The following is a 17,531-nucleotide window of genomic DNA, read 5'->3' on the forward strand; positions in this document are numbered from 1 at the left end:
GGCTCCGGACCCGTCCCTCCGGGTCTCGACCGACTCGATTCCGTGAGGGGTCGGCCGGGTGCCAGGAGGTTCGGTTCCGCCTGCGCTCGGCCGGGCGTCGTACGGGTGGGTTCCGTGCGGGTCCGCCCGGGCGTCGACCGGCTCGGTCCCGCAGGCGAACCCACGGGCGCCAGGCGGCTCGACGCCGTGCTGCCACGGCCGTCCGCCGAGCGGCACGACTCCTCGCTCGTCCCGCCGCTCGCCGGGCGGGTCGGTTCCGTGTGTGTCGGGTCCGCCATGCGCGGCTCAGTCCGCCGGGGGCAGTTCGCCCGAGCCGCGGGTGATCAGGCGGGTCGGCAGTTCGATCCGCTCCGGTGCCAGGAGGGTGCCGTCCAGCTGGCGGAAGAGCCGTTCGGCGGCGGTCCGGCCGAGCAGGGCCGAGTCCTGGGCGACGACGGTGAGACCGGGGTGCAGCAGCTCGGCGAGCTCGATGTCGTCGAAGCCGACCAGCGCGACCGGGCGGCTCCGCTCGGCGAGGACACGGATCACGGTGACGGTGACACGGTTGTTGCCCGCGAAGATCGCGGTGACCGGGTCCGCCCCGGACAGCATCTCCTCGGCGGCCCGGCGCACCCGCTCCGGGTCCGTCACCCCGAGCGAGGTCCACGCCTCCTCGACGGCTATCCCGGAGTCCTCCATCGCCGCCCGGTAGCCGCGCAACCGCTCGGCCGCCGTGTGGATCCGGGGCATGTCGCCGATGAACCCGATCCGGCGGTGGCCGTGCGCGATCAGGTGGGTGACCCCGTCCCGGGCACCGCCATAGCTGTCGGACAGCACGACGTCGGCGTCGATCTTCCCGGCCGGGCGGTCCACGAACACCGTCGCCACGCCCGCCCTGATCTCCGGCTCCAGATAGCGGTGGTCGTCCCCGGCCGGGATCACCAGCAGGCCGTCCACCCGCCGCGCGCACAGCGCCAGCGCCAGCTCCTGCTCCCGGTCCGGGTCCTCCGCGCTGGAGCCGTTGATGAGCAACGCCCCGTGCGCCCGAGCCACTTCCTCCACCGCGCGGCTCAGCGGGCCGTAGAACGGGTCGGCGAGGTCCTCCAGGACCAGGCCGATGCTCGCGGTACGGCCCTTGCGCAGCACCCGCGCGCTGTCGTTGCGGCGAAAGCCCAGCGCGTCGATCGCCTCCTGGACCCGGCGCTCGGTGTCCGGGGTCACCCCGGGCTCGCCGTTGACCACCCGGGACACCGTCTTGAGGCCCACACCGGCCCGCGCCGCCACGTCCTTCATCGTCGGCCGGGTCCCGTAACGGGAGCCGGGGAGACGGTCTGCACGGCGGGAGGTTTCGGGCACGATGCGACGTCCTGTCCTGTCGTCCACGGGATGCATGGGCTCACGGGTTGTGTCTGGGCTCATGGGTTTGTATCAGGGATACACAGGCTCGTGGGTTTGTATGAGGATGTGGCGTCGAGCATAGAGCCTGGACAACGTTGTCAGATGCGAGGGAGACTGTCCACCGCAATCTCCGGCCTGCGCCCCCACCGCTTGACCGGCCTGTTGTGTCACTCGGCTACTCATGGTTGACGGGGAGAATTGACTCTGATGCACACCGACCTCGTGGCTGCCCTCGACATCGGCGGCACCAAGATCGCCGGCGCGCTGGTGGACGGTCACGGACGGATCCAGGCGCGCGCCCAGCGCGCGACACCCGCCCAGCAGGACGGCGAGACGGTCATGGGGGCCGTCGAGGAGGTGATCGGCGAACTCGCCGGTTCACCCCTGTGGGGCCGGGCCGGCTCGCTCGGGATCGGCAGCGCGGGCCCGGTGGACGCCTCCGCCGGCACCGTGAGCCCGGTCAACGTGCCCGGCTGGCGGGACTATCCGCTCGTCGAGCGGGTGCGGGCGGCCGCCGGCGGGCTGCCCGTCGAGCTGATCGGCGACGGCGTCGCCATCACGGCCGCCGAACACTGGCAGGGCGCTGCCCGCGGCCACGACAACGCGCTGTGCATGGTGGTGTCGACGGGCGTCGGCGGCGGCCTGGTGCTCGGCGGCAAGCTGCACCCCGGCCCCACCGGCAACGCGGGCCACATCGGTCACATCAGCGTCGACCTCGACGGGGACCCCTGTCCCTGCGGGTCGCGCGGCTGTGTCGAGCGCATCGCCAGCGGCCCCAACATCGCCCGGCGCGCGCTGGAGGGCGGCTGGCGGCCGGGTCCCGACGGCGACACCTCGGCGGCGGCGGTGGCGGCCGCGGCCCGGGCCGGCGACCCGGTCGCGGTGGCCTCCTTCGAGCGGGCCGCGCAGGCGCTCGCGGCCGGGATCGCGGCCACCGCGACCCTGGTCGAGATCGACATCGCGGTGATCGGCGGGGGCGTCGGCAAGGCGGGGGACATCCTCTTCACGCCCCTGCGCAAGGCCCTCACCGACTACGCCACCCTCTCCTTCGTCCAGCGCCTGACGATCGTGCCGGCCCAGATGGGTACGGACGCGGGCCTGGTGGGGGCTGCCGCGGCCGCACTGGCCGCCCGGCCGGACGCGGAGGCGGCGGGGGTCTGACGGCAGCCGCAGGGCTACGCAGGAACGTTCAGGCCCGGTCGGCTCGGGTCGGCTCGGGTCGGCTCAGGTCGGCTCAGGTCGGCTCAGGTCGGCTCGGGTCGGCTTCGGTCGGACCCGGTCGGCCGGGGTTCAGGACCGGCCGACCGGGGCCGGGGACGGACGCGCGGGACCTCAGCAGGTGATCCGCGCGTCCGCCCAGTCCCCGTGGTCGGAGGTGACGCCGTCACCGCCGTCGCCGTGAGGGTGGCGCATCGTCACGTTCCTCCGACCCGCGAGCGGTGTGCTGACGGCGTGCACGCGTCATCGCTCTGTGCGGTTACGTTAGAACCCGTCGGAGTGTGTTGGACAGAGTGCGGTGATGGTGGTTCCGTGCTTCACCCGGGGCCTGCTGGGTCCGGACCGGAACGATTCAGGTCATCCGATGTTCAGGTCGGCCGGACGGAACTCGTGGACCACCTCGATCGTCCCGACGATGTGTGCGTTGAACTCGTCGAGTTCCTCGGCCGGCACCCACAGCTCCAGGATCGTGCTGCCGCCCGCCTGCCGGACCGGATAGCGGCGGAGGAACCCCGCGTCGACCTCGAAACGGGTCACGAAGCCCGCGCCGTCGTGCTTGACGTTCCAGTCCCGGGCGATCCGGATCGCGTAGTCCTCGTTCAGCACCGGGTAGAAGACGGGCTGTTCGGGCAGCCGGGGCGGCCAGACGCGCCACTGCGACTCCCGGACCAGCGCGAGCTCCGCCGGGCCGGTGGGTCGCCAGAGGGTCGTGGTGGGACGGGGCGTCGTCATGGCGTACGGCTTCCTGGGCGGGGGCGGGGGCGAGGCCTGCGGGGGCGGCTCGGGTGTCCGACGGTATCGGCGTGGTGATCGTCCGGCCACCTGGTTTCCGCTCCGACGCGCCGCGTTGCTCCCCTCGCGGGTACGCCCGTGACCCCCGGCCGTCCGCGCAGTTGAGACGGGCATGAAGAAGCGCAGCATGCTCGCCATCGCCAGCCTGGCCACCGGATTCGTCGTGGCCGCCATCACCCCGTCCCACGCGGCCGACCAGGTCCCGCTCGGCGACCTGAACGTCTCGGACACCCTGGAGCACGTCGACCACATCGTCAGCCGGGACAGTTTCCAGACCGACCAGCACTTCCTGGGCCAGGAGTAACCCGGCGAAGCGGGAGCGGGAGCGGGGGCAGGAGCGGGCGGCGGTGCCGGTGTCCCGGGCGGGGGACGCCGGCACTCCGTTTGTGCGCCCTCACCGGGTGCTGGTTTCCGTGGCAGTGTGGAGCGGGCAAGCCACAGGGGGCCAACAGAAGAGGGGGAGTCCGTGATCGTCTGGGTCAACGGCGCGTTCGGTGCGGGTAAGACCACCACCGCACGTGAACTGATCGAACTGATCCCGAACAGCACGCTCTTCGACCCCGAGTTCATCGGCGGGGCACTGACGCACCTGCTGCCGGCCAAGCACCTCGCCGAGGCCGGCGACTTCCAGGATCTGCCGATCTGGCGACGGCTGGTGATCGACACGGCGGCAGCGATGCTCGCCGAGCTGGGCGGAACCCTGGTGGTTCCGATGACGCTGCTGCGCCAGGAGTACCGGGACGAGATCTTCGGTGGCCTCGCGGCCCGCCGGATCGCCGTCCGGCACCTGTGCCTCACCCCGGCCGAAACGATCCTGCGCGAGCGAATAGCCGACCGGGAGATCCCGCCCGACCTGCCCGACGGCGAGATCCGGATCCGGCAGTGGTGCTACGACCGGATCGAGTCCTACCGCACCGCCCTCGCCTCCTGGATCAGCGCCGACGCCCATCTCGTCGACACCAGCACGCTCAGTCCCTATGAGGCGGCGGTGCGGATCGCGGGGGCGGTCGGCAGTGGCGAAGCGGCGGTGTGCGACATAGTGCAGACCCCCGAACCCACCGCCGAGACCGTGGCCGCGGGCGTCCTCCTCTTCGACGAACAGGACCGCGTCCTCCTCGTGGACCCCACCTACAAGGCCGGCTGGGAGTTCCCGGGCGGTGTCGTCGAGCCCGGTGAGGCCCCCGCCCGGGCGGGGGTGCGGGAGGTCGAGGAGGAGACCGGGATACGGCTGGAGGAACTGCCGAGGCTGCTCGTCGTCGACTGGGAACAGCCCGCGGCGCCCCGCTACGGCGGTCTGCGTCTGCTCTTCGAGGGCGGCCGGCTCGACTCCGCCGAGGCCGGGCGGGTGGTGCTGCCGGGGCCGGAGCTGCGCGGCTGGCGGTTCGTCACCGAGCAGGAGGCCGCCGAACTGCTGCCGCCGGTGCGCTACGAACGGCTGCGCTGGGCACTGCGCGCCCGCGAGCGCGGTGCCGCGCTCTATCTGGAGGCCGGTGTCCCGGTCGGTTGACATTTGCTGACGAAGCGTCAAGTCGCCGCAGTCTTGGTGATGTTGGCTGGGACTTTGGCATTTCACGGGCGTGTGTAGGGGACTTTGCCCGGTGCGGAAGGTTCCTGGGGCAAATCGAGGGTGAATTGTCGCCGTCCCGGTATGAACAGGAACGTGAAGGAGGTACACAAACGTTCTACCGTCGGTGCGCAGCTCAACTTCCTCGCGGCCGCTGGCCGCCGTGCACAGGCCGGACAACCGCCGGCTGAAGGAGGGACATGCGCGCGCATTCTTCGGCCCTCACAAGGGGACTCGCACTGACCGCCGGGCTAGTGCTGACGCTCGCCGCCTGTAGCAGCGGGGGCGGCGGCGGGAGCGGTGGCACCAAGGGCACCTCGGCCGGTCTGACGTCCTGCGCCACCGAGGGCAAGGCCGACACCTGCAACTCCGGCACCACCAAGGCCGGCGGCACGTTCACCTACGTCATCGAGAAGAACATCCAGCAGTGGAACGTGCAGGACACCAACGGCAACACCTTCGAGAACGCCGAGGCGCTGAGCCCGGTGCTGCCCCAGGTCTACGTCCCGCAGCCGGACTTCAGCGTCAAGCTCAACACCGACCTGGTGACCTCGGCGACCCAGACGAGCGCCAGCCCGCAGACCATCGTCTACAAGATCAACCCCAAGGCGTCCTGGAACGACGGCACCGCGATCACCGCCGACGACTTCGTCTACTACTGGCGTACCAACGACGGCAAGGACTGTCCGCCGCCGCCCGCCAGCGACTCCACCCAGACCAAGGGCTGTCTGCCGGAGAGCACCGCCGGCTACGACCGGATCAAGTCGGTCACCGGCTCCGACAACGGCAAGACCGTCACCGTGGTGATGGCCAAGCCGTACGCGGACTGGAAGTCCCTGTTCGGCGCCGGTTATCCGTTCTATCCGGCGCATGTCGCCGAGAAGGTCTCCGGCGCGACAGCGGGCGACGCGGCCCATATGACGGCCGCTCAGATGACCCAGGGCTGGCAGTACTTCCAGAAGAACCCGCCCACCAAGTACGCGACCGCGGGCCCGTACAAGATGACCGAGTGGGTGGACAACGACCACGCCACCTATGAGCCCGACCCGAAGTGGACGGGCAAGAAGGCCACCCTGCAACGGCTGATCTTCAAGGTCATCTCGGACGCCACCCAGGAGCCGATCGCCCTGCGCAACAACGAGGTCCAGGGCATCTACCCGCAGCCCGAGGTCGACCTCGTCAACCAGGTCAAGGCCATCCCCAACGTCACCTACACCATCGGCAGCGGGCTGACCTGGGAGCACTTCGACCTCAACCTGCACAACCCGGTGATCGGCAAGTACCTGGCCCTGCGACAGGCGATGTTCACGGCCATCAGCGTCAAGGACATCATGGCCAAGACGGTCGCCCAGTTCGATCCCGGCGTGAAGCAGCTCTACAACCACAACTTCGTCCCGGGGACCGCCGGTTACAAGGACGTCGTCAGCGCCAGCGGCCAGGGCTCGGGCGACCTCACCAAGGCCAAGAAGTACCTCACCGACGCCAAGTTCACCGGGGTCGGTACCGCACTGAAGTCCCCCGACGGCAAGACCGTCGGACCCTTCAACTGCCGTTACACCACCGGCAACCAGATCCGGCAGAGCGAGTGCCAGATCCTGCAGAGCGACCTCGCCAACCTCGGGATCAAGGTCACGATCAAGCCCATCGGCGCCGCCGACCTGGGCACGGTCCTGGCCGGTCACCAGTACGACATCATCGTCTTCGCCTGGGTCGCCTCGCCCTTCGCGATCAGCGGCGCCCAGCAGCTGTGGACGACCGGGGCCGGCGGCAACTACGGCGGCTACAGCAACAAGCAGGTCGACTCCCTGATCAGCACGGCCATCGGCGAGACGGACCAGACCAAGGCCGCCGCCCTGCTCAACCAGGCCGACCAGATCATGGTGAACGACGCCTACGTACTGCCGCTCTACCAGAAACCCACCTTCCTCGCGGTGCAGACCCGGTTCGTCAACATGCGCAACAACTCCACCAATGTCGGACCGCCGTACAACGTCGGTGAGTGGGGTCTCAAGAAGTAGCCCCGCCGGAGCCCGTCGGAACCTCTGTGCCCGGCCCCGGTGATCCCGGGGCCGGGCATCCGCCTCCGCGAGAGAAGACCCCATGCTCGCCTACACCGTGCGCCGCATCCTCGTCTCCATACCCGTCCTGATCGTCTCGACGTTCATCGTCTTCCTGGTCGTCGTCAACTCCGGCGACCCGGTGGCCAACTTCGCCACCTCCCGGCAACCCCCGCCGAGCAAGGCCGCAGTGACCGCCTTCGCCCGGCACATCCACGCCGACCAGCCCGCCGTGGAGCGCTACTGGAACTGGATCACCGGCGTCCTGCACGGCGACTGGGGCCCGTCCGTCCAGCCCAACCTGGACATCGGCCACGACCTGTTCACCCGCTTCCGGGTCACCGTCACCCTGGTCGCCGCCGCCATGCTGCTCGCCCTCGTGATGTCGATCGTCTTCGGCGTGTTCAGCGCGATCCGCCAGTACAGCGCCGCCGACTACACCATCACCTTCCTCGGCTTCCTGTTCCTCGCCATGCCCGTGTTCTGGTTCGCGGTACTGCTCAAGCAGGCCGGGATCTGGTTCAACCAGGAGACCGGCAGCCAGTTCCTCGGCACCATCGGCGAGAAGTCCCCGTACCTCGAGGTCGACACCACCTGGAACGAGTTCACCGATCGCGTCGGACACCTCATCCTGCCCACCATCACCCTCGCCCTGGTCTCCTTCGCCTCCTGGACCCGCTACACCCGCGCCTCCATGCTCGAAGTCCTGGACAGCGACTACGTGCGGCTCGCCCGCGCCAAAGGGCTGCGCCGCGGCCGGGTGCTCACCCGGCACGCCCTGCGCACCGCCCTGATCCCGCTCGCCACCGTCACCGCCCTCGACATCGCGATCATCCTCGGCGGCGCGGTCATCACCGAGACGATCTTCCAGTGGCACGGCATGGGCGAGATGCTCGTGCAGGCCGCCACCACCCTCGACGTCTACCGGACCATGGCCTGGCTGCTGCTCTCCGCCGTCGTCGTCATCGTCTTCAACCTCTTCGCCGACCTGCTCTACGCCGTACTCGACCCGAGGATCCGCTATGACTGACATCGGGGCACTCGGGCCCACCGGCACGCAGACACCGCGCGCCGACGGCGAGTTCACCGTCGTGCAGCGCAGCCAGACCCAGCTCGTCCTGCGCCGTTTCCTGCGCCACCGGGCCGCGATGATCAGCCTGGTCGTCTTCGTGCTGATCGTGCTGTGGGCCTTCGCCGGCCCGCACTTCTGGCACTACTCGTACGCCAAGTACACGCCGGACAACTCCCAACCCCCCTCCTGGAAACACCCGTTCGGCACCGACTCCTCGGGGTACGACGCCTACGCGCAGGTGATGCGCGGCACCCAGACCTCGCTGAAGATCGCCATCCTGATCGCGCTCGGCTCGACCCTGGTGGGCGCTGTGTGGGGGGCCGTCGCCGGCTTCTACCGGGGGTTCGTCGACGCGCTGATGATGCGCATCGCCGATCTCGTGCTGACCCTCCCACTGTTCGCGATCGCGCTGGTCATCTCCTCGCGCAGCGGCGGCTCCTGGTACTGGATCGCCGTGGTGATCGCGGGACTCACCTGGGCCTACGTGTCCCGGGTGGTGCGCTCGTCCGTACTCTCCCTGCGCGAGAAGGAGTTCGTGGAGGCCGCCCGGGCGCTCGGCGCCTCCGACTCCCGGATCATCTTCCGGCACCTGCTGCCCAACGCGCTCGGCCCGATCATCGTGAACGCCACGGTCCTGGTCGCCACCGGCATCCTCACCGAGACCGCCCTGTCCTTCCTCGGGTTCGGCGTCCAGCCGCCCGACACCTCCCTCGGGCTGCTGGTCGCGCAGGCACAGACCGCGGTCGACACCCGCCCCTGGCTCTTCTACATCCCCGGCGCCTTCATCATCGCCATCGCCCTCACCATCAACTTCATCGGCGACGGGCTGCGCGACGCCTTCGACCCCCGGCAGCAAAGGGTGCGACAGTGACGGCCAACGACACAGACGACGACCACATCGCGAGCAACGGCGGCGCCGCCGACGCGACTGTCGCTCCGGGGCCGGGGCCGGGGCCGGGGCTGGTGCCGGGTGCTGGTGCGGGTGCGGTCGTCGGCAAGGGGGAGGAGTCCGGCGCCGTTCTCGAGGTCGAGGACCTGAGCGTGGAGTTCCCCACCGAGGACGGGACCGTACGGGCCGTGCGCGGTGTCGGCTACCGGCTGGAGCGGGGCGAGGCGCTGGGCATCGTCGGCGAGTCCGGCTCCGGCAAGTCCGTCACCGCACTGGCCGTGATGGGGCTGCTGCCCGGCTCCGCCCGGGTGCGCGGTTCGGTGCGCTTCGAGGGCACGGAACTGCTCGGGATGTCCGACGGCCGCCTCTCGGACGTACGGGGCAGCGGCATCGCCATGGTCTTCCAGGACCCGATGACCTCCCTCAACCCCGTCTACACGGTCGGCTACCAGATCGCCGAGACCCTGCTCAGGCACAACCCGAGGCTCGGTAAACGCCCGGCCCGGGCACGTGCCGTGGAACTCCTCGGCACGGTCGGCATCCCGAGCCCCGAACGGCGTGTCGACAGCTACCCGCACGAACTCTCCGGCGGCATGCGCCAGCGGGTCGTCATCGCCATCGCGATCGCCAACGACCCGGACGTGATCATCGCCGACGAGCCCACCACCGCCCTCGACGTCACCGTCCAGGCACAGATCCTGGAGGCACTGGAGACCGCCCGTGCCGAGACCGGCGCCGCCCTGGTCCTGATCACCCACGACCTCGGGGTGGTCGCCGGCCACACCGACCGGGTCGCCGTCATGTACGCCGGGCGGATCGTGGAGACCGGTTCGGTCGAGGACATCTTCTACACCCCGCGTATGCCCTACACCCTCGGCCTGCTCGGCTCCCTGCCCCGCCTCGACCGCGAGGAGGACCGGCTGACCCCCATCACCGGCTCCCCGCCCTCGCTGCTCAACCTGCCCCCGGGCTGCCCCTTCGCCCCGCGCTGCCCGATGCGCCGGGAGCCCTGCGACAGCACGGAACCCGCCCTGCGGCCCGTCGGATCCGACGCCCACCGCAGCGCCTGCCACTTCGCCGGCGAACTCGTGGACACGGCGGCCGGCGAGGTCTTCGACGCCGTGGGCGCCGACACCGAGGCCCTGGCCCGGTTCGCGGACCTGGAGGACGATGCCCGATGACCGACTCGCTGCCCCCGCTGCCGGGCCACGGCGGCACCGGCGACCCCGTGCTCCAGGTCCGCGACCTCGTCAAACACTTCCCGGTGATGTCGCGGGGCGTGGTCCGCCGCCGGGTCGGAGACGTGCACGCCGTCTGCGGGGTCTCCTTCGACCTGTACGAGAACGAGACGCTCGGCCTGGTCGGCGAGTCGGGCTCCGGCAAGACGACCGTCTCCCGGACCCTGCTCAACCTGGAGACGGCCACCTCGGGCTCCGTCCACTACCGTGGCCGGCTCCTCACCGACCTGAGCAGACGTCAGATGCGGCCGCTGCGTCGAGAGTTGCAGATCGTCTTCCAGGACCCGTACGCCTCCCTGGATCCCCGGATCTCCGTCCACGAGATCGTCGCCGAACCGCTGCGCATCCACGGCCGCTACGGCCCCGGCGCCGCCGACGAGGTACGCGAACTGCTGCGCCTGGTCGGCCTCAACCCCGAGCACGGCAACCGCTTCGCGCACGAGTTCTCCGGCGGGCAGCGCCAACGCATCGGCATCGCACGGGCGTTGGCGCTCCGGCCCAAGGTGATCGTGCTGGACGAGCCGGTCTCCGCGCTGGACGTGTCGATCCAGGCGGGCGTCCTCAACCTGCTGATGGACCTCCAGAGCGAACTGGGCCTGTCCTTCCTGTTCGTGGCGCACGACCTCTCCGTGATGCGCCATGTCGCCGGCCGGGTCGCGGTGATGTACCTGGGCCGCCTGGTGGAGATCGCCCCCGCCCGGCAGCTCTTCGCCCGCCCCGCCCACCCCTACACCCAGGCGCTGGTCTCCGCGATCCCGCTGCCCGACCCGCGCAAGGAACGCGCCCGGAAGCGGATCACCGTCCAGGGCGACGTCCCGAGCCCGGTCCGCCCGCCCAGCGGCTGCCGCTTCCGTACCCGCTGCCCCAAGTTCGCCGACCAGCTCACCGACAGCGAGCGCACGGCCTGTGTCGAACAGGTCCCGGACCTGGTCGACCGGGGCGGCGGCAACCCGGTCGCCTGCCACTACGCGGAGAGCGTGCAACTGCTGTAGCCGTCCGGGTACGGAAACGGCGTCAGCCGGCTCTCCTGGCCCAGCCGCCGGAAGAAATCCTCCATGCCCACGGCGAGCGGGGCGTGCCGGACCACCAACTCGGCGGCGCCCCGGGGGATCCCCTCGGGCCGCCGTCCGTCGGCGCAGGCGCGCACGAACTCCGCCCGCTCCTCACCCCGGTACCCGTACAGGGCGGTGACGAGCCAGATCACCAGGTGGTAGAAGGTGTACGTGCGGTCGTAGTGCCGATGCCGGTCGAAGAAGTCCCGTTCGTCGGGCGTGAGCCGGAAACGGGAGCTGAGCGAGAGCCCGAAGTCGGTGAGGTACAGCTCCTGGCCGTCGGTGAGGATGTTGCGGAAGTGGGCATCCAGATGCAGGAGCTGCCGTGAGTGGAGGAAGGACGTCAATTCCTCCAGTCGCCGCGCCACTTGGCCGCAGGCGGCATCCGCCCGGTCCGTGCGCAGTTCGGCGTCCAGCCAGTCGTGCAGGGTGGACGGGAAGTGCTCCAGGAACAGGGTCATGCTCGCGGAGGCGTCCCGAAGACCCTCGATGCGTTCACGCAGGCCCGCCGAGCCGCCCCAGTAGGCGACCACCTTCTCGACGTCCGCGAGTTCGTCGGGCAACGGGTGGGCCGTGTCCGGCAGTACCCGCCAGTGGTGGAGCAGTGGGAAGCCGGGGAAGTGCCCGGTCAGCACCCAGTTCGTCGTCGCCGTGTGCGCGGCCAGCTCCCGCCAGGCGGTGAAGCCCGGGCCGCAGACGGCACCCATGCCGTAGTGGCAGTACGGCGGCAGGCCGAAGAGGTTCGCGGTCGAGCGGACGTGCAGCGGGCCCCGCTCCCGGTCGGTCAAGGGGATCCGCTTCACGAACACCGCGCTGCCGTCCACCGTGATCCGCACGGCTCTGCCACCGACCCCCGTGCCCAGCGGCTCGCCCGCCGCGACCAGCTCGGCCAGCTCGACGTCGCTCAGCAGGGCCAGGGAGGTCGCGATGTCGGCATGGGCGGCGATACGGCGCGCGGAGTCGGTCATACCCCCCATGGTCAGGGCGGCGGTCCGTGCGTGTCCGCGGATTCCCGCGGGACCGGTGCCGCGTCGGCGGTCACCGGATCACCGTGACACGTCCATGCCGCGACGCCCCGGGCGCCGAAGCATGTCCGCCTTCTCCTGCCGGCCGCGGCGTGGCGGGGCGCGGCCGGGCCGGCGGTGTCTCGGGGCGCGGCGTCAGCCGACGTCGATCACGATCTTGCCTCGGGCGGTGCCGCTCTCCACCGCCGCGTGGGCGTCGGCGACGTCCGCGAGGGTGAAGCGCCTGGGGTCGAGCAGCGGGATGAGCGCCCCTGCGTCGGCGAGGGCCGCGGCCTCGCGCATGATGTCCCCGTGGTGCTCCCGCCCGCGTCCGGTCAGCAGCGGGAGCAGGGTGAACACCCCGGAGTAGGTCGCCCCGCGGAAGCTGAGGGGCGCGATGCTGTGGGTTCCCCAGCCCAGGGCGCTCACGACATGCCCCGTGTAGGTGCGTACCGCGGTGAAGGAGGCGTCGAGCACGGGACCGCCGACGGTGTCGAAGACGATGTCGAAGCCCTCGCCGCCGGTGTGCTCGGCGACGTAATCGTCAACGGTCGTGGTGGTGTAGTCGACGGGAGTGGCTCCCAGGCGCTGGACTACCTCCAGCCGCGAGGTGGACGCGGTGGCGAAGACCTCGGCACCGCGGGCACGGGCGATCTGCACGGCCACATGGCCGATGCCGCCGGCTCCGCCGTGGACGAGGACCTTCTGCCCCGCGTGGACCTGGGCTCGGTCGACCAGCCCTTCCCAGGCGGTGATGAAGACCAGCGGCAGGGCCGCGGCCTCACGCATGCCGAGCGAGGACGGCTTGCGGGCGAGCAGCCGGGCGTCGACGGCCGCGTACTCGGCGAGCGAGCCCGGCACGTCACCGACGCCGCCCGTCATCCCGAAGACCTCGTCGCCCGGCGCGAGACCGGTGACGCCCGCGCCGACCTCCTCGACCACGCCGGCCAGGTCCAGGCCGAGGACCGCGGGCAGCGTGCGCTTGGCGTGCGCCGCCTTGCCGGCCCGGATCTTGGTGTCCAGCGGGTTGACGCCGCTGGCCCCGACCTTGACCAGCACCTGGCCCGGACCCGCCTCGGGCTTCTCGATGTCGGCGAGCACCAACGGAGTGCCGAACTCTTCCAGGACCACTGCGCGCATGACTGCGCCTCTTTCTCGCCGTGTCGTGTCGGGCGGGTGTGGTGACCGCCGGGCAGGCCGGGGCCGGGGGTGTCGCGGTCAGATGTGGCCGGCTATCAGCAGGCGGGCAGCGGATTTCGCCTCGCTCACGACGGTGCGGTCCTGAAGGAGACGCCCGGAGGCGAGAGCGCCGTCGATGAGCAGTCCGATCCGGCGGGCCAGCGCGTCGGGGGCACCGGCTCCGGCCTGTCGGCTCAGCTCGGTCAGCCATGCCTGCCGGCGCCGGGTGTGCTGCACGGTGACGGCGCGGGCCTCCGAGTCCAGCTCGGCTTCGACCGCCGCGCTGACGAACGGACATCCGAAGAAGCCATGCCGGTCGAAGGCCTCCGTCAGCGCGTCGAACAGTCCGACGAGTTGCTCGCCAGGGCCGCCGCCCGTGCGCTCCGCCGCTGCCTGCAGCTGTGCCATCCAGGAGTCGTCGGTCCTGCGCAGATACGCCGCGACGAGCTCCTCCTTGGTGCGGAAGTGCGCGTACAGCGTCGACTTCGCGACACCGGACGCCGCGATGACCTGATCGACGCCCACTCCGCGGAGCCCGTTCTCGTAGAACAGCTCGGCGGCCGCGGCGAGGATCCGCTCCTCGGATTTCGTCTTCCTGAACTGCGTCGCCATGAGCACGCCTCCTTAATCAAACAGACTAGTTCGTTTGATTAAGGGCGGCAAGGGGGACGGGTCGTACCTCCTGGAAGAGCGACGTTCATCCGCGGGAACCCACGGGCGGGCTCCGGCCTCTCACCGAAGCCGGAGCCCGCCCGTGGCGCTTCCCGAAGAACAGGCTCAGCCCGCCGCGTAGTTCCGCAGGAACAGCGCCTCCGCCACCGACAGGCGCTCCAGCTCCTGCGGGGACACGCTCTCGTTGACGGCGTGGATCTGCGCCTCCGGCTCGCTCAGGCCGATCAGCAGGATCTCGGCCTGCGGATAGAGGCCGGCGAGGGTGTTGCACAGCGGGATGGAGCCGCCCTGACCGGCGTACTGCATCGTCTCGTCCGGGTAGGCGACCGCCATCGCGTCGGCCATCGCCCGGTACGCCGGGCTGGCGCTGTCCGCGCGGAACGGCTGGCCCTGCCCGACCACCTCGGTGCGCACCCGGGCTCCCCACGGCGTGTGCGCCTCCAGGTGGGCCTGGAGCAGCTTGCCCGCCTCGGTCGCGTCCACGCCCGGCGGCACCCGGAGGCTGACCAGCGCGCGGGCGCCGGCCTGCACCGACGGGGTGGCGCCGACCACCGGCGGGCAGTCGATGCCGAGCACCGTGACCGCCGGACGGGCCCAGATGCGGTCCGCGACCGAGCCGCCGCCGATCAGCCCGACCCCGTCCAGCACCTTCGCGTCCGTACGGAACTGCTCCTGGTCGTAGGCCAGCCCCTCCCAGTGCGCCTCCTGCGCGAGCCCGTCGACCCTCGTGGAACCGTCCTCGGCGCGCAGCGAGTCCAGGACCCGGATCAGCGCGGCCAGCGCGTCCGGCGCGGCACCGCCGAACTGCCCCGAGTGCAGATTGCCCCGGAGCGTGTCGATCTGGACGCGGACCATGGTCATGCCCCGCAGCGTCGTGGTCACCGTCGGCAGCCCCACCCGGAAGTTGCCCGTGTCGCCGATGACGATCGCGTCCGCCGTCAGCAGCTCGGGGTGCTGCTCCGCGTACCGCTCCAGGCCGCCGGTGCCCATCTCCTCCGAGCCCTCGGCGATCACCTTGACGTTGACCGGCACTCCGCCGTTCGCCTTCAGCGCACGCAGCGCCAGCAGGTGCATGAGCACGCCGCCCTTGCAGTCGGCCGCACCGCGCCCGTACCAGCGGCCGTCCCGCTCGGTCAGTTCGAACGGCGGGCTGGTCCAGGCGGCCTCGTCCAGCGGCGGCTGCACGTCGTAGTGCGCATACAGCAGGACCGTTTTGGCACCCGCCGGGCCGGGCAGGTAGCCGTACACCGACTGGGTGCCGTCCGGGGTGTCCAGTACGGCGACGTCCGTGAAGTCCTCGGCGCGCAGCGCGTCGGCCACCCAGTTCGCGGCGCCCTCGCTCTCGCTCTTCGGGAACTGGGCGAAGTCCGCCACCGACTTGAAGGCCACCAGCTCGGCGAGCTCCGCCTTGGCCCTGGGCAACAGGGCGGCGACGGTCTCGGCGACCGGATTGGACGACATGGGCACGCTCCTCGTGGGTGCGACGTTGAACTGGTGAGTGGACCGATCCTCCCACAGTGGCCTGCGGCGATCTCCGCCGTAGGATGCGGGGGGACAGGGTGACGGATGTCGGTCCACGGACGGCCGGGGCCCGACCCACGGCTTGACGGTTTGATACGGCTTCTACGGCTTGATCGGAGCAGCGGACCATCGTGAGCGGCGAGAATTCTTCGGCGGACGACGTGCAGGCGGACGACGTACAGCGGGTGTGGGACGTCGTCGTGGTGGGCGCGGGACCCGCGGGTGCCTCGGCCGCCTACGCGGCGGCGGTCGCCGGACGGCGCGTGCTGTTGCTGGAGAAGGCCGAGCTGCCCCGGTACAAGACCTGTGGCGGCGGCATCATCGGCCCCTCGCGCGACGCGCTGCCGCCCGGCTTCGAGCTGCCGTTCAAGGACAGGGTGCACGCGGTCACGTTCTCCAACAACGGACGGTTCACCCGCACCCGTCGCTCCAAGCAGATGATGTTCGGGCTGATCAACCGTCCCGAGTTCGACCAGCAGCTGGTCGAGCACGCCCAGAAGGCCGGCGCCGAGCTGCGCACGGGCGCCGCCGTGCAGCGCGTCGAGCAGCACGGCTCGGCGGTCCCGGACCGGCGGACGGTCGCGGTCGTGCTCCAGGGCGGCGAGACCCTGCTGGCCCACGCGGTGGTCGGTGCCGACGGCAGCGCCAGCCGGATAGGCGCTCACGTAGGGGTGAAGGTCGACCAGGTGGACCTCGGCCTGGAGGCGGAGATCCCGGTGCCCGAGACGGTCGCCGAGGACTGGAAGGGACGGGTCCTCATCGACTGGGGTCCCATGCCCGGCAGTTACGGCTGGGTCTTCCCCAAGGGCGACACGCTGACCGTCGGGGTGATCTCGGCGCGCGGCGAAGGTGCCGCCACCAAGCGGTACTTGGAGGACTTCATCGCCCGGCTCGGCCTCGCCGGCTTCGAACCGAGCATCTCCTCCGGCCACTTGACCCGCTGCCGCGCCGACGACTCACCGCTCTCCCGGGGCCGGGTCCTGGTCTGCGGTGACGCTGCGGGTCTGCTCGAACCGTGGACCCGCGAGGGCATCTCCTTCGCGTTGCGCTCGGGGCGGCTCGCGGGGGAGTGGGCGGTGCGCATCGCCGAGGCCCACGACGCCGTCGACACCCGCCGCCAGGCGCTGAACTACGCCTTCGCCGTCAAGGCGGGCCTCGGCGTCGAGATGAGCGTCGGCAAGCGGATGCTGGCGGCGTTCGAGCGCCGGCCCGGACTGTTCCACGCGGCGCTGACCGGGTTCCGTCCCGCCTGGCGGGCGTTCAAGGAGATCACCCAGGGCCGGACCACCCTCGGTGAACTCATCCGCTCCCATCCGCTGGCCCAGCGCGCCCTCACGGCGTTCGGCCCGGAACCGGCCGCCAAGGGGCAGCCGCCCGCCGAGGACCCGGCCGACGAAGAGGCCGTCACTTCGTGACGGTGACCCGGAAGACGGGGTGGTCGGCGCCGGCCGCGACGAGTTCGTCGTCGGAGGACGTGGCGCTCACCCCGGGGAAGTACTGCTTGACCTCCCAGCCCCACTTCTCCAGATAGGTCCGCAGCACCGGGAGCTTCTCGGCATCGGGAAGCTCCGCCACGGTGAACTCCCGTACCTTGCGCCCCACTCGCAGCTCCCCGCCGCCGGCCACGCGCATGTTCCGCACCCACTGGGAGTTGCCGCGCGCCGAGACCAGGTACTGGGTGCCGTCGTACGTGTGCGGATTGACCGGGACGCGCTGCATCTTGCCGCTCCTGCGGCCGCGCACGGACAGCTCCGCACTTCCGGCCAGACTGAGCCCGTGCCGGGCGAGCCACCCGACGAGACTGTTCACCCGGACGGCCAGCGGGTTGATCTTGGCGTAGTACGGCTCGGACGGCGACATGGTGACCCCCACCTGATTGAGAGAGCAGTGCTCTCG

The 17,531-nt window shown here is 70.9% G+C and carries 16 protein-coding genes; 9 read left to right on the forward strand and 7 right to left on the reverse strand.

What is annotated here, in order from left to right; translation table 11 throughout:
• Window positions 1-285: 285 nt before the first annotated feature.
• Window positions 286-1,371 carry a LacI family DNA-binding transcriptional regulator gene (locus IEZ11_RS16670; RefSeq protein WP_189263909.1) on the reverse strand — a complete coding sequence of 362 codons (1,086 nt, stop codon included), beginning with the start codon at window positions 1,369-1,371 and terminating at the stop codon, window positions 286-288.
• 213 nt (window positions 1,372-1,584) lie between these two features.
• Here IEZ11_RS16670 and IEZ11_RS16675 point away from each other — a divergent pair, with 213 nt between their 5' ends.
• Window positions 1,585-2,538: an ROK family protein gene (locus IEZ11_RS16675; RefSeq protein WP_189263548.1), complete on the forward strand. Its 954-nt coding sequence runs from the start codon at window positions 1,585-1,587 to the stop codon at window positions 2,536-2,538.
• Between the two features lie 414 nt (window positions 2,539-2,952).
• Here IEZ11_RS16675 and IEZ11_RS16680 read toward each other — a convergent pair whose 3' ends face one another.
• Window positions 2,953-3,327 (reverse strand): hypothetical protein, encoded by a 375-nt coding sequence (locus IEZ11_RS16680; protein ID WP_189263549.1) that lies wholly within the window; start codon window positions 3,325-3,327, stop codon window positions 2,953-2,955.
• Between the two features lie 172 nt (window positions 3,328-3,499).
• Between IEZ11_RS16680 and IEZ11_RS16685 the strand changes: the two genes are divergently transcribed.
• The 7 genes from IEZ11_RS16685 to IEZ11_RS16715 all read left to right on the forward strand — a co-directional run bounded on the left by IEZ11_RS16685 (window position 3,500) and on the right by IEZ11_RS16715 (window position 11,199).
• Window positions 3,500-3,691: a hypothetical protein gene (locus IEZ11_RS16685; protein WP_189263550.1), complete on the forward strand. Its 192-nt coding sequence runs from the start codon at window positions 3,500-3,502 to the stop codon at window positions 3,689-3,691.
• A 162-nt stretch (window positions 3,692-3,853) separates the two neighbouring features.
• A complete protein-coding gene (locus IEZ11_RS16690) occupies window positions 3,854-4,894 on the forward strand; it encodes an NUDIX hydrolase (protein ID WP_189263551.1) in 1,041 nt (346 codons plus the stop codon).
• Window positions 4,895-5,151: 257 nt separating this feature from the next.
• Window positions 5,152-6,969: an ABC transporter family substrate-binding protein gene (locus IEZ11_RS16695; RefSeq protein ID WP_189263552.1), complete on the forward strand. Its 1,818-nt coding sequence runs from the start codon at window positions 5,152-5,154 to the stop codon at window positions 6,967-6,969.
• Window positions 6,970-7,051: 82 nt separating this feature from the next.
• Complete coding sequence (locus IEZ11_RS16700) at window positions 7,052-8,038, forward strand: ABC transporter permease (protein WP_189263553.1); 987 nt, start codon at window positions 7,052-7,054, stop codon at window positions 8,036-8,038.
• On the forward strand, window positions 8,031-8,951 hold the full coding sequence (locus IEZ11_RS16705; protein ID WP_189263554.1) for an ABC transporter permease: 921 nt from the start codon (window positions 8,031-8,033) through the stop codon (window positions 8,949-8,951). Before IEZ11_RS16700 ends, IEZ11_RS16705 begins: the two co-directional genes overlap by 8 nt.
• Before the next feature lie 89 nt (window positions 8,952-9,040).
• Window positions 9,041-10,150, forward strand: coding sequence for an ABC transporter ATP-binding protein (locus IEZ11_RS16710; protein WP_373294933.1), 1,110 nt, complete (start codon window positions 9,041-9,043; stop codon window positions 10,148-10,150).
• Complete coding sequence (locus IEZ11_RS16715; RefSeq protein ID WP_189263555.1) at window positions 10,147-11,199, forward strand: ABC transporter ATP-binding protein; 1,053 nt, start codon at window positions 10,147-10,149, stop codon at window positions 11,197-11,199. Before IEZ11_RS16710 ends, IEZ11_RS16715 begins: the two co-directional genes overlap by 4 nt.
• Here IEZ11_RS16715 and IEZ11_RS16720 read toward each other — a convergent pair.
• From IEZ11_RS16720 to IEZ11_RS16735, 4 genes are all read right to left on the reverse strand, one after another.
• The gene (locus IEZ11_RS16720) at window positions 11,172-12,236 is read right to left on the reverse strand and encodes a protein kinase family protein (protein WP_373294922.1); all 1,065 of its coding nucleotides are present in this window, start codon (window positions 12,234-12,236) and stop codon (window positions 11,172-11,174) included. The genes IEZ11_RS16715 and IEZ11_RS16720 overlap by 28 nt on opposite strands.
• A gap of 183 nt (window positions 12,237-12,419) precedes the next feature.
• Window positions 12,420-13,403, reverse strand: a complete 984-nt coding sequence (locus IEZ11_RS16725; protein ID WP_189263557.1) for a zinc-dependent alcohol dehydrogenase family protein — start codon at window positions 13,401-13,403, stop codon at window positions 12,420-12,422.
• A 78-nt stretch (window positions 13,404-13,481) separates the two neighbouring features.
• Entirely contained in the window at window positions 13,482-14,054 is a 573-nt protein-coding gene (locus IEZ11_RS16730) for a TetR/AcrR family transcriptional regulator (protein WP_189263558.1), read from the reverse strand.
• Window positions 14,055-14,219: 165 nt separating this feature from the next.
• Window positions 14,220-15,575: a dipeptidase gene (locus tag IEZ11_RS16735; RefSeq protein WP_189263559.1), complete on the reverse strand. Its 1,356-nt coding sequence runs from the start codon at window positions 15,573-15,575 to the stop codon at window positions 14,220-14,222.
• 191 nt (window positions 15,576-15,766) lie between these two features.
• On the opposite strand from IEZ11_RS16735, the gene IEZ11_RS16740 reads away from it, so the two are divergent.
• A complete protein-coding gene (locus tag IEZ11_RS16740; RefSeq protein WP_189263560.1) occupies window positions 15,767-17,050 on the forward strand; it encodes a geranylgeranyl reductase family protein in 1,284 nt (427 codons plus the stop codon).
• Here IEZ11_RS16740 and IEZ11_RS16745 read toward each other — a convergent pair.
• On the reverse strand, window positions 17,040-17,495 hold the full coding sequence (locus IEZ11_RS16745) for a nitroreductase/quinone reductase family protein (protein ID WP_189263561.1): 456 nt from the start codon (window positions 17,493-17,495) through the stop codon (window positions 17,040-17,042). The genes IEZ11_RS16740 and IEZ11_RS16745 overlap by 11 nt on opposite strands.
• Between the last annotated feature and the right edge of the window lie 36 nt (window positions 17,496-17,531).

The organism is Streptomyces fuscichromogenes, assembly GCF_014645815.1.
In the GTDB taxonomy this organism is placed as follows: domain Bacteria; phylum Actinomycetota; class Actinomycetes; order Streptomycetales; family Streptomycetaceae; genus Streptomyces; species Streptomyces fuscichromogenes.